We start from the raw sequence: 12452 nt of genomic DNA, 5'->3' as shown, positions 1-12452 counted from the left end.
TGGCCGAGCAGGAAGGGGAACTCGTCGTTGATACCACCCTGCCTGTAGTGCAGATCGGTGTGACAGACCCCGCAGGCCTGCACCTGTACGACGGCCTCGCCCGGCCCCGGGTCGGGCACCACGATCGTCTCGACCCGCACCGGCTCACCCTTGCCCGGTGCGATCACGCCGCGTACTTCCTGCGCCATGGCCACTCCTCGGTTGAAAGAGGGGGCGAGATGTTGCCCCATACGGCACGCATCTCGTGGTTCGCAACACAGCATCGCGGAGGCCGAAGCGGGGGTCAAGGATGCGGCAGTACGTCCTCCGCGGCCCGGCCGTGACTGGTCAGCCGGTTCCCCGCCCCCGAGGAGATCCGGCCGGCGTGCCGTCGGCGCCCGGGGCAACTGTCGTGTGCGCAGGTATCATCTATTGCGCAAACACCACAAACCCCCACATCCCGAGTCCGGCACGGATGTGCCCGAGGTGAGGATGCGCGACATCACCTTCGACGGCCGCGGTGAGCTCCCCGAGCCCGGGGGCGAGGCGGAGGCGCTGCTGGACGCGCAGGGCCGGGTGGCGGCCTGGGGCCCGGGCGCCGAGGCGCTGCTCGGCCATCCGGCGCGGGAGGTGCTCGGCCGGCGGGCGGACGGCCTGCTGCACGATCCCGCCGAGGCCGCGCACGTGGTCCGGCGGTGGGCGGAGGGGGACCGCCAGGGGCCGCTGGTGCTGCGGCGGCGCGACGGAGAACCGGTCGAGGTCCAGGTCTGGGTGCGTTCCCTCACCGCCACGGACGGCGGGCAGCGCTGGCTCGTACAGGCGGCCGGGGCGGAGGCGTACCGCACCTTCGAACTCGGTCGCGCCCTGTTGCAGGGGCTGTTCACCGACATCCCCTTCCACATCGACCTCTTCGACACACGGCAGCGGTTCGTGGCCCAGAACCTCGCGCAGCGGCGCGCCGGGGTGTTCAAGGACGCCGAGTACTCCGGGCACACGATGCGCGAGATGGCGCCGCCCGGTCTGCTGGACATCGACGCGCTGGAGGAGCGGCAGCGGAGGGTGCTGGAGACCGGCGCGGCGCTGCTCGACACGGAGGTGGTGGGCCACCCCGTACCCGGTTCGCCCGACGACTACGTGTGGTCGGAGTCCATCCTGCCGCTCAGGGACCCGTCCGGGACCGTGATCGCGCTGGCCCATGTGGTCTCCGACGTGACCCAGCGGGTCCGCTCGCGCGAACGGCTGGTCCTGGCCAACGAGGCGGGCTCACGGATCGGCACCACCCTGGACCTGTGGCAGACGGCCCGGGAACTGGCCGAGGTCGCGGTGCCGTGGTTCGCCGACTCCTGCCACGTCGACCTGCTGGACTCCGTCTTCTCCGACACCGACGACACGGACGGCGCCGGGGGCTCAGACGGCGCGGGGGGCACGGACAGCGCGGACAGCTCGGGGGACGCGGGCGGCGCGAGCGGTGGGGACGGCCCGGGTGGCCGGGAGCCCGCCGACGACGTACGGCCGCGCCACCCGCTGCCGCGCCACCCGCTGCTGCGCCGGGCCGCGTCCGACGGGGTGACCGCCGAGGACCCGGCCACCGGCGGGGCGCGTGCGGTGCGGGTGGGCGACCTCGACACGGCGGCGACGGCGCCCGGCTCGCCGTTCCTCCGCGCCCTGGCGAGCGGCGAGTCCGTCCTCCTCGCGGACGAGCAGCTGCGTTCCGCCGCCGCGGATCCCCGCCGGGCTCCGGGCGCCGGCCCGGACGTGCACTCCTGGCTGCTGGTCCCCATGCTCGCGCGGGGTGTCGCCCTCGGTACCGCCGTCTTCATGCGCTCACGCAGCCCCCGCCGGTTCGAGCCCGAGGACGTGCTGCTCGCCGAGCAGATCGTGACCCGTACCGCGGTGTGCGTCGACAACGCCAGCCGCTACCACCGGGAGCGGACGACGGCCCGGACCCTGCGGCGCAGTCTGCTCCCCCAGCGGCTGCCGTCGCCGTCGGCGGTGCGGACGGCGTCCCGCTATCTGCCGGCCAGCGAGCACACCGGTCTGGGCGGGGACTGGTTCGACGTGATCCCGCTGTCCGGGGCGCGGGTGGCCCTCGTGGTGGGCGATGTCGTCGGGCACGGTCTGCAGTCGGCGGTGACCATGGGCCGGCTGCGCGGTGCCGTCCGCACCCTGGCGGATCTCGACCTGTCGCCGGTGGAGCTCCTCGCCCACCTGGACGACCAGATGAACAGGTTCCTCGACGAGCGTGGCGACGAGGCGTCCCTGGTGACGGGGGCGACCTGCCTGTACGCGGTGTACGACCCGGTGTCGCGGCTGTGCCAGCTGGCGCGGGCCGGTCATCCGCCCCCGGCGGTGGTGTCCGCGGGCGGCGCGGTCGACTTCGTGGACCTGCCCGGCGGGCCGCCGCTGGGCCTCGGCGGTGTCGTGTTCGAGGAGCGCGAGATCGCCCTCGCCGACGGGGACCTGCTGGTCCTCTACACGGACGGGCTGCTGGAGTCGCGGGTGCAGGACTTCGACACCGGGCTGCGCCGGATGCGCGCCACGCTCTCCCGCACCCCCGCGTCCGCGACTCCGCAGGACGTGTGCGACACGCTCATCACCGGGCTGCTGCCGCCGGGCCACCAGGACGACGTGGCCGTACTGGTGGCCCGGATGACCGGTCTGGCCCCGGACGCCCATGTCACCTGGGAGATCGGCGCGCAGGAGCAGATGGTCGGCCGGGCACGGGAACTGACGGTGCGGCAGCTGGCGCGGTGGGGGCTGGCGGAGGAGTCGTTCACCACCGAGCTCATCGTGAGCGAGCTGGTGACGAACGCGCTGCGGTACGGCGGAGCGCCGATCACCCTGCGCCTGATCCGGGACCGGAGCCTGATCTGCGAGGTCTCGGACGGCAGCAGCACCTCGCCCCATGTGCGGCACGCCCGGGACACGGACGAGGGCGGACGCGGCCTCTACCTCATCACCCAGCTCGCCCAGAACTGGGGGACGCGGTACAACCCGCGGGGCAAGACCATCTGGGCCGAGCAGTCACTACCCGCCTGAGGCGCCCGCCGCGGAGGGCGGCCGGTCGTCGTCCGGCCCCGGTACGACGACCAGGAAGGCGTCCGTGCCGAGGTCCATCACCACCGTCGCCCGCCCGCCCTCGGCCCGGCACCGCGCCGCGTACTCCTCGGCCGGCCACGAGCCCCGGGGAGCCCCTGCCGGAAATCGCTCCAGCACCCTCGCACCCATCGTGTCCCTGCACCTCCCGGGTCGGTTCTCGCCTTTCCCTCCGGCTGCCCCCGATCGACGCGGACATGCCGGGCGGGAGCGCGACCGGGCCCAGAACTACACATAAAGAAGAAATAAGAGCACAATGCTATCTAGCGGCGTATACCGCACGCACCAGACGCGGTCAGGCCTGTAAGTCAAGAAGGAGACGAGTCATGGCCAACGTCTCGCACGGCAGAAGTGACATGACCAGCCACCCCGATGTCTCCGAGATGCGGGAGCGCTACGCCCGCATGCTCGGCGGCCGTGATGTGGCGCTCGTGGACGGACCGGTGTTCCTGCTCGGTCTGTACTGCGCGGCGTCCCCGTGGATCCTCCACTACACGGCGAGCCAGCCCTCACTCGTGGCCCACAACCTGATCATGGGCATAGCGATAGGCCTGCTGGCACTGGGCTTCACCAGGGCGCCGGAGCGCATGTACGGCCTCAGCTGGGCCATGTGCGCGCTGGGCATCTGGATGATCATCGCCCCATGGGTGGTCGGCAGCAGCCCGGACAAGGGCGTCATCATCAACAACGTCATCATCGGCGCGCTGGCCCTCTGCCTCGGGCTGGTGTGCGCCGCTTCGGCGGCCAAGCGGACGCCTATGACCTAGGCACACCCGGACTTCCTCTGGAAGGGAGGACGCGGGGCCGGTCCGGTGACGGCGGACCGGCCCCGCCGGGCGCCCGCTCAGCGGCCGGGGACCAGCCAGGGCTCCTGCGGGAGCGGACTGCCGGTCTCGATGAGGGACTTCAGGTTGGAGAGCACGGCCGGCCAGCCGGACGAGATCGCCCGGAGTTCGCCCTCGTCGTTGAGGTCCTCGTGGGTGACGGTGAGCTTGACGATGTCGGCGTGCGGGCGGATGTCGAAGGTGACCCGGGAGTGCCGGCCCCGGTCGCCCTCGTCCGCGGGCGCGGCCCAGGTGGTGACCAGCCGGGTCGGACGGTCGCTCTCGACGACGGTGCCGACCACGTCGGCGATGCCGGAGCCGTCGGTGCGGACGTGCTCCCAGCGGGAGCCGGGGCGCCAGTCGGAGACATTGGAGTGGCCCCAGTAGACGGCGGTCAGGTCGGCGTCCGTGAGGGCGTCCCAGACCCTCTCGGGGGTGCTGGCGATGTAGGTGACGTAGACATAGCTGGGCTGGTCGCTCATGGCTTCCTCGGCTCTTCGCTTCAGGTCGCCGAGCGCGCGCAGGCGCGGGCGCTCGAACTTGTCGATCCACCGCTCCTGGATCTCGTGGAGCGGCACCGGGTTGAGGTAGTGCAGCTTCTCCCGCCCCCGCCGCACGGTGCTGATCAGATTGGCCGCCTCCAGGACGGCCAGGTGCTGGGTCACCGACTGCCGGGTCATCGCGATCCGCTCGCACAGCTCGCCCAGCGTCTGGCCGTTCTGCTCGTGCAGCCGGTCCAGCAGCCGTCTGCGGGTGTCGTCGGCCAGCGCCTTGAAGACCTGGTCCATCCCGCTGTCGTCCTCTGATCGCACACCCAACGTTATGCAGGCAATTACTTGCATGTCAATGCCGGCCGCGGCGGGGCGCGGTTCGGGGAGCCGTGTCGAAGGAGATCCACACGTCCGGCGGCAGCCCCGGCTTGCCCGGCACCGGCCGGGGCTCCTCCGTTCAGGCATCGCCCGCGACCTCGGCCGCGACCCGCCGCCAGAAGGCGACGGCGCCCGGGTTCTCGTACTGGAACGCGATCTCCCAGCGGCCCGGATGCCGCGCGAGCACCTCGCGGACGGCGGCCGACCCGACGCCGGTCCGCCGCGCGCCGCGCACCACGAAGAAGCTGTTGAGCACCCGCGCGGGCGCGTCCAGCGCCCGGACGAAGGCGAAGCCGACCGGGTGCTCGCCCAGAAGGAAGAGATATGCCGCCCAGTCGGGTGCGCGGAACGCGTCCTCGACGCGCTCGTCGCGGAACGAGCCGTCGGGCCTCGGCAGGAGTCCACGGAACTCGGACAGGTCGTGGCGGAACATCAGCCACAGACGGTCGACGACGGGGCGGTCCCCGGGAACGGCGGGGCGGACGACGACGTCCGCGGCAGTGGTTTCGGTCATGAAAAAAGCCTCACCCGGCGGCAGTTGACCGCCGGGTGAGGCTGACGTGTGGTGGAGAATCTACACCACGGCCGGTTCCTCCGGCGCGACATATTCCTCGCTGATCTCCTTCGCCCCGAACGGCCACACCTTCTCCAGCCGCGCCCAGACCAGGAACGCCACACCGCCGAGGGCGAGCCAGGCAAGCGACCACTCGATGGGGTGGCGGCCCGGGGAGTTCCGGTCGGCGTAGCCGTAGATCACGCACCAGCCGACGAAGGCGACGATGCTCGGCAGCGGGTAGAGCCACATCCGGTACGGCCGCTTCAGGGCCGGCTGCCGGCGGCGCAGCACGCTCAGCGCCACGATCTGGGCCAGCGCCTGGACGATCACCATCACGGTGGTGAGCAGCTGGATCAGGGTCGCCAGGTCGGTGTGCCGGCCGATCAGGAAGCCGATCGCGGTGATCACGCCCATGGTGGCGAGCCCCAGCATCGGGAAGCGGTGCCTGGGGTGCAGCTTCTCGTAGGGGCGGAAGAAGACGCGGTCGCGGGCGGCGTCGTAGGGCACCCGGGAGCCGCCGAGCAGGCCGGTGAAGACCGAGGCGAAGGCCGTGATCAGGATCAGCACGGTCACCGTGTCGGCGGCGCCCTTGCCCCAGGTCTTCTCAAGAACCGCCGAGGCCACGGAGGTCGAGGCGATGTCGCCCGGGTTCGTCATGCGGTGCCAGTCGATGACGCCGAGCGTGCCGATCTGGAGCAGCAGGTAGATCGCCATGATACCGACGATCGAGAAGAGGATGGAGCGCGGCAGGACGCGGCCGGGGTCCTTGATCTCGGCGCCCATGTACGCGGTCGTGTTGTAGCCGAGGTAGTCGTAGATGCCGATGGTCAGGCCCGCGGCGAAGCCGAGCCAGAAGTGGTCGCTGGTCAGGTCGAAGGCGTGGGCCGGGTAGGTGAAGGCCAGGTGCGGGCTGAAGTCGCTGGCCGCGGCGGCGATCACCAGCAGCACCGAGGCGATCATCACCGTCCACATGACGGCGGTGATCCGGGCGATGTGCTCGATGCCGCGCCAGAGCAGGAGCACCACCAGGGCGATGACACCGAGCCCGATCAGGTCCCCGGAGGTCTGGCCGAGGCCGGGGGCGAGGTAGCCCAGGTACTGGACGAAGCCGACCACGCCGGTGGACATGATCAGCGGGATGAAGAGCATCGCCGTCCACACGAACAGGAACGGCATCAGGCGTCCGGTGCGGTACTGGAAGGCCTGGCGCAGATAGACGTAACTGCCGCCGGAGCCGGGCATCGCGGCGCCGAGCTCGGCCCAGACGAGGCCGTCGCAGAGCGCGAGCACGGCGCCCGCGACGAAGCCGATGACGGCCTGCGGGCCGCCGAACGCGGCGACCATCAGCGGAATGGTGACGAACGGGCCGATGCCGCACATCTGGCTCATGTTGATGGCGGTGGCCTGGAACAGACCCACGCGGCGGACGAAACCGCCGTTCGGCGGGGCACTGCCCGGGGCGACGGGACTACCGGGACCAGCGGACATGGGGGCTCCTGGGCGAGACACGGGGAGGTGGGCGGGGCACGTACGACGGGCGGGTGCCGACTCGGCGGGATGGCCGATAAAGTTAAGGAGCCTTACTAGATGCGTCAAGTATGCGTCGGGAATCGGTGAGAATGGTGCGATGGCCGCCAGCGACGTCGTAGAGGAGCAGGAGCAGCCCTGGAGCCGGCGGCGCCTGCGCAGCGCCAACGAGCGGCTGCTGCTGGACCGGCTGCGCCTGCTCGGTTCCGCCTCCCGCGCCCAACTGGCCCGCGAGACGGGCCTGTCGAAGCCGACGGTGTCCAGCGCGCTGGCCGCGCTGGAGTCGGCGGGCCTGGTCCACGAGGTCGGTACCCACGTGCCGGAGCGCGGTCGCACCGCGGTCCTGTACGCGCCCGACCCGGCGGCCGGGTTCGCGCTCGGCATCGACGTGGGCCGGAGCTGGCTGCGGGTCGCGGTCGCCGATCTCGACGGCACCCTGGTCGCCCGCTCCGACGTGCGCAACCGGGCCCGGGGTTCGGGAGCGATGGCCGACCTGCTGGTCGCGACCGCCCGGCAGGTGGTCGCCAACTCCGGGGTGGATCCGGCCGAGGTGGTGCACGGGGTGGTGGGCACGCCGGGCGTGTACGACGAGCGGCAGCGCCGGGTGCGGTACGCGATGCATCTGCCCGGCTGGGGACGCGCGGGCCTGTTCGACCGGATGCGCGAGGAGCTGGGCGTCCCGCTGGAGGTGCACAACGACGCGAACCTGGCGGCCCTCGGCGAGTACACGTACGGCGTCGGGGCGGGCAGCCGGCTCTTCGCGTACATCATGATCGGCACCGACCTCGGGATGGGCGTGGTCAGCGAGGGGCGGCTGTTCACCGGGGCGCACGGGCTGGCCGGGGAGATAGGGTTCCTGCCCTGGCCGGGGCGGCAGCGGGGACCGGAGCGGCTGGAGGACGCGGTGTCGGGGGTGGCCGTGGTGGAGACGGCGCGGCGGCTGGGGATGACCGGGCAGCTCACCGCGAAGTCCGTGTTCGACGCGGCCCGTCAGGGCGACGAGGTCGCCGCCGAGGCGGTACGTCTTGAGGGCGAGCGGATCGCGCACACGGTGGCGGCGGCAGCGGCCGTGCTCGACCCCGACCTGGTGGTGCTCGGCGGCGGTGTGGGCCACAGCGTCGACCTGCTGCTGCGTCCCGTGCGGGAGCATCTGCGCACCCTCACCCCGCTGCGCCCGAAGCTGGCGCCCAGCGGGCTCGGCGAGGACGCGGTGCTCCTCGGCGCGGTGGCGACCGCCCTGGGCACCGCCCGTGACCTGGTGTTCGAGCGCCGGTCGGGCGCTTCCTGACCGCGGCGGCGCCAACTCGCGCGGGCCCCACGGTGATTGACACCGCCTCCGCGGCACCCTAGCTTGAGCCGGGTTAGTAAAGTTTCCTAACTTTACGAGCCTGGAGACCATCGTGTTCCCTCGCCGTGCCCCCGGACACCGCCTCGCCACGGCCGCCGTGGCCCTGGGACTGCTCTGCTCACTCAACACCAGCGCCTGGGCCGGGGCCCGCGACCCGGCCCACGGGCCCGGCCGGATCACCCGTGTGCCGTCCGCCGCCGGGTCCGAGACCCCGCTGTCCGGGTACGCGATCCGGTCCACGGCCGACGTGGGCGACTCGGCGGCGGCGGTCTCCTCCCCCGGCTACCCGACGCAGGGCTGGTATCCGGCGGGGCCCCGCTCCACGGTCCTGGCCGCGCTCCTCGCCGACGGCGTCTACGACGACCCGTTCGTCTCCACCAACCTCCAGAAGATCCCCAAATCGCCTTTCCAGGTGCCCTGGTGGTACCGCAGCGACTTCACGGTGGCCGACCCCGCGCAGCGCACCTACCTGGACTTCAGCGGGGTGATCTCGGCGGCCGACGTGTATGTGAACGGCCGTCAGGTCGCGACCGCCGCCGATGTCACCGGCGCCTACACGCGGCACGAACTGGACGTCACCTCGCTCGTGAAGGCCGGCACGAACACGGTCGCCTTCCGCATCCAGCCCAACAACCCGAACAAGAACCTCACCATGGGCTGGCTGGACTGGCTCCAGCCGCCGCCCGACCAGAACATGGGCATCGTCCGGGACGTCCTGGTCCGGCGCGGCGGCCCGGTCGCGCTGCGCGACACGCACGTGATGACGAAGCTCGCGGTGCCGTCCCTGGCGACGGCCGACCTGACGGTGAAGGCACAGGCCCGCAACGACTCGGACGCGCCGGTCACCGCCGAGGTCTCCGGCACCGTCGCCGGGGTGCCGCTCACCAGATCGGTCGAGCTGGCGGCCCACCAGAGCAGGACCGTCACCTTCACCCCCGACGACGCCCCGGGCCTGCACCTCACGGACCCCAAGGTGTGGTGGCCGGCCGGCATGGGCGGCCAGCCGCTCTACGACCTCGACCTCACCGCCTCCGTCGCCGGCACGGCCTCGGACACCGCCCACGAGAGCTTCGGCGTCCGGGACGTCCGGGCCCCGCTGAACTCCGACGGCGCCCGCCAGTACGCGGTCAACGGCCGCCGGCTGCTGATCAAGGGCGGCGGCTGGTCACCGGACGAGTTCCTGCGCTGGGACCGCGGCTATGCCGAGGACCGCCTGAAGTACGCCCTCGACCTGGGCCTGAACGCCATCCGGCTGGAAGGCCACGTCGAGCCCGACGAGTTCTTCGACCTCGCCGACCGCCTCGGCGTCCTCACCCTCCCGGGCTGGGAGTGCTGCGACAAGTGGGAGGGGCAGACCAACCCCGGCGAGAGCGGCGAGAAGTGGACCGCCGCCGACTACCAGGTCGCCCAGGCCTCGATGGCCGCCGAGGCCGCCCGGCTGCGGGACCACCCGAGCGTGGTCTCCTTCCTGATCGGCAGCGACGCCGCGCCCGACGCGAAGATCGAGAAGAACTATCTGGACGCTCTGGACGCCGCCGACTGGGCGGTCCCGGTGGTTCCCGCCGCCTCGGACAAGTCGGCCCCCCAGCTGGGCAGTTCGGGCATGAAGATGACCGGCCCCTACGACTGGGTCCCGCCGGGCTACTGGTACGCCAAGCGCGAGGGCGGCGCCACCGGCTTCAACTCGGAGACCAGCGCGGGCCCGGACATCCCCACCCTCGACACGCTGCGCCGGATGATGACCCCGGCCGAACTCGACACCCTCTGGAAGGACCCGGACGCCAAGCAGTACCACCGCTCGCCGTCCGCCACCTTCGGCACCCTGAAGGTCTACGACGCCGCCCTCACCGGCCGCTACGGCGCCCCGAAGAGCCTCACCGACTACGTCAGGAAGGCGCAGCTCGCCCAGTACGAGAACGTCCGCGCCCAGTACGAGGCGTACGAGCGCAACCAGACCGACGCCTCGAAGCCGTCGACCGGGGTGGTCTACTGGATGTTCAACAGCGGCTGGACGTCCCTGCACTGGCAGCTGATGGACCGTTACCTCGACCAGGGCGGCGCCTACTTCGGCGCGAAGAAGGCCAACGAGCCGCTGCACGTCCAGTACTCCTACGACGACCGCTCGGTGGCCGTGGTGAACAACCGGCACACGCCGGTCTCCGGGCTCACCGCGCGGGCCACCCTCTTCAACCCCGACGGCACCCAGAAGTACGACAAGACCGTCACCGGCGTCTCGGTGCAGGGCGACGGCGCGCACAGCACCGCGCTGACCCTGCCGGCGTCGGTGTCCGGGCTGGCGTCCACGTACCTGGCGCGGCTGGTCCTCACCGACGCCGACGGCAAGGAGGTGAGCCGCAACGTCTACTGGCTCTCCACCAGGTCCGACACCCTCGACTGGGCGAAGACCGACTGGTGGCACACGCCGACGACGAGCTACGCCGACCTGACCGGGCTGTCCTCGATGGCCCAGGTCCCGGTCACGGCGACGGCCTCGACGACGGACGCCGACGGCACCTCGACCACCACGGTCACCGTCCGCAACTCGGGCACCGGGAAGACGCCCGCGCTGCTGACGGACGTCCACCTGGTCGACGCCGACGGCAAGCCCGTGCTGCCGGTCCGGTGGTCGGACAACGAGGTCAGCCTCTGGCCGGGCGAGTCGGCAACACTGACTGCCGCCTACCGCACCGCCGACCTGCACGGCTCGGCGCCCCAGGTGCGGGTCTCCGGCTGGAACGCGGTGGAGCGGACGGTTCCGGCGGACCTGCCGGAACCGTCCGTCCCGCTCAGCTCACGTTGAGCGCGGTGTCGTCGACGACGAAGGACGTCTGGAGGGTCGAGCCCTCGACACCGGTGAACTTGATGGTGGCCGTGGTGCCGGCCAGGGAGGAGACGTCGAAGCTCTTGAGGACGTATCCGGAGGCCGCGTTGAGGTTGGAGTACGTGGCCAGGGTGGTGGATCCGGCGGTGACCGTCAGTTTGTCGTAGGCGGTGCTGGTGGTGGTCTCCGCGGTGTCGATGTGCAGATAGAAGCTGAGCGTCGCGGAGCAGCCGGACGGAATGGTCACCGACTGGGACAGCGTGTCGGTGTGCGCGGACCCGTAGCCGTCGAGCCAGGCCTTGTAGGAGCCGGTGCGGGCCGCCTCGCTGCTGGAGTTGGTGATGACCCCGCTGCTGGCGGTCCAGGTGGTGTTGCCGGACTCGAAGCCGGGGTTGCCGAGGAGCTGGGCGGAGGTGCAGGTGCCGCCGCCACCCCCGCCGCCGCCACTGCTGCCGCTGGACGCGCCGGTGAGCCAGGCGGTGGCGTTGAGGGCGAGGGCCGCGTTGGTGGCGCCGGTGTCGTTCCAGCCGTCGTACAGCGTGTTGCCGGACTGGCCGGTGCCGTCGTCGATCGGGGAGCTGTCGCCCCAGAACGCGACCCGCCCGCTGCCGAAGGTGCTGGTGGCGAAGAAGGCGCCGGTGTTGCCGGAGTAGCCGCTGCGGTAGACGAGCCCCTTGACGGCCGAGTTGTCGGACGGCTTGAGCGTCGCCGTCGTCCCGTCGGCGATCAGGCTCTTGGTGACCGTGCCGAAGGAGCCGTTCAGCACCGGGTCACTGCTGTCGCTGATCGCGGCCGGGTAGCCGGAGCTGATGTCGAGCGAGTCGATCGAGAAACCGAAGGGGTCGGTCGAGTCGACGCTGTTGTTGGTCATCAGGTCGTTGAGGATCTCGACCGCGTCCTCGCCGTCGCTGTTGCGGTCGGCCCCGGTGTGGTCCGAGATCATGAACAGCCCGCCGCCGGCCTTCACGAAGTTCATGATCGCCGTCTTCTCGGCGGTCGTGAACAGGGTGTTCGGCTCGGGCAGCACCAGCGCGTCGAAGTTCGACAGGTCGGTCGTCGACGAGCCGCCGTAGGTGAGCGCGCTGGTCGCGGTCTTCATGCTGTAGCTGCCGGTCTTCTGGAGGGCCACGCCCCACGAGGAGAGCGCGCCGGTCCAGTCGGTCTCCGAGGACGGGGAGGAGTCCTGGGCGAGCGGGTCGGGCTTGCTGGTGGAGATGATCCAGTCCGCGTTGCCGGCCTCCTCGGCGTGGCCGTCGTCGAACAGGACGCGGTAGGTGGTGGCCGCGTGGGCGGGGGCGGCGGCCGTGCCGACCTGGAGGGCGGCTCCTGTGACGAGCAGTCCGAACCCGGCCAGGGCGGTGGTGAGTCTGTGGCGGGATCTGCTGGATCCAAGCATCCGGCGAACCTCCGTGAGGGGGTGGGGTAGAGGCGG

General features: G+C 71.5%; 9 protein-coding genes and 1 pseudogene. 4 read left to right on the top strand and 6 right to left on the bottom strand.

The window, feature by feature from the left end:
• The coding region (locus AB0D74_RS19015) for an alcohol dehydrogenase catalytic domain-containing protein (protein WP_362587592.1) at positions 1 to 188 on the bottom strand (188 nt) is incomplete at its 3' end.
• A 283-nt stretch (positions 189 to 471) separates the two neighbouring features.
• On the opposite strand from AB0D74_RS19015, the gene AB0D74_RS19010 reads away from it, so the two are divergent.
• Positions 472 to 3018: a SpoIIE family protein phosphatase gene (locus AB0D74_RS19010; protein WP_362587589.1), complete on the top strand. Its 2547-nt coding sequence runs from the start codon at positions 472 to 474 to the stop codon at positions 3016 to 3018.
• Here AB0D74_RS19010 and AB0D74_RS19005 read toward each other — a convergent pair.
• Entirely contained in the window at positions 3007 to 3207 is a 201-nt protein-coding gene (locus AB0D74_RS19005) for a hypothetical protein (RefSeq protein WP_362587586.1), read from the bottom strand. The genes AB0D74_RS19010 and AB0D74_RS19005 overlap by 12 nt on opposite strands.
• Positions 3208 to 3401: 194 nt before the next feature.
• On the opposite strand from AB0D74_RS19005, the gene AB0D74_RS19000 reads away from it, so the two are divergent.
• Entirely contained in the window at positions 3402 to 3842 is a 441-nt protein-coding gene (locus tag AB0D74_RS19000; RefSeq protein ID WP_362587583.1) for an SPW repeat protein, read from the top strand.
• A 77-nt stretch (positions 3843 to 3919) separates the two neighbouring features.
• Here AB0D74_RS19000 and AB0D74_RS18995 read toward each other — a convergent pair whose 3' ends face one another.
• From AB0D74_RS18995 to AB0D74_RS18985, 3 genes and pseudogenes are all read right to left on the bottom strand, one after another.
• Complete coding sequence (locus tag AB0D74_RS18995; protein ID WP_362587637.1) at positions 3920 to 4687, bottom strand: metalloregulator ArsR/SmtB family transcription factor; 768 nt, start codon at positions 4685 to 4687, stop codon at positions 3920 to 3922.
• Positions 4688 to 4742: 55 nt separating this feature from the next.
• Positions 4743 to 5282 (bottom strand): annotated as a pseudogene (locus AB0D74_RS18990) (GNAT family N-acetyltransferase).
• A gap of 60 nt (positions 5283 to 5342) precedes the next feature.
• Entirely contained in the window at positions 5343 to 6812 is a 1470-nt protein-coding gene (locus AB0D74_RS18985; protein ID WP_362587580.1) for an APC family permease, read from the bottom strand.
• A 139-nt stretch (positions 6813 to 6951) separates the two neighbouring features.
• On the opposite strand from AB0D74_RS18985, the gene AB0D74_RS18980 reads away from it, so the two are divergent.
• The gene (locus AB0D74_RS18980; protein WP_362587577.1) at positions 6952 to 8139 is read left to right on the top strand and encodes an ROK family transcriptional regulator; all 1188 of its coding nucleotides are present in this window, start codon (positions 6952 to 6954) and stop codon (positions 8137 to 8139) included.
• A 112-nt stretch (positions 8140 to 8251) separates the two neighbouring features.
• Positions 8252 to 10999, top strand: a complete 2748-nt coding sequence (locus AB0D74_RS18975) for a sugar-binding domain-containing protein (RefSeq protein WP_362587574.1) — start codon at positions 8252 to 8254, stop codon at positions 10997 to 10999.
• On the opposite strand, the gene AB0D74_RS18970 is transcribed toward AB0D74_RS18975, so the two are convergent.
• Entirely contained in the window at positions 10986 to 12416 is a 1431-nt protein-coding gene (locus AB0D74_RS18970; protein WP_362587571.1) for a hydrolase, read from the bottom strand. The genes AB0D74_RS18975 and AB0D74_RS18970 overlap by 14 nt on opposite strands.
• Positions 12417 to 12452 lie beyond the last annotated feature (36 nt).

Source organism: Streptomyces sp. NPDC048278 (assembly GCF_040652195.1).
Taxonomy (GTDB): domain Bacteria; phylum Actinomycetota; class Actinomycetes; order Streptomycetales; family Streptomycetaceae; genus Streptomyces.
This window is presented reverse-complemented; position numbering and strand designations above follow the sequence as displayed.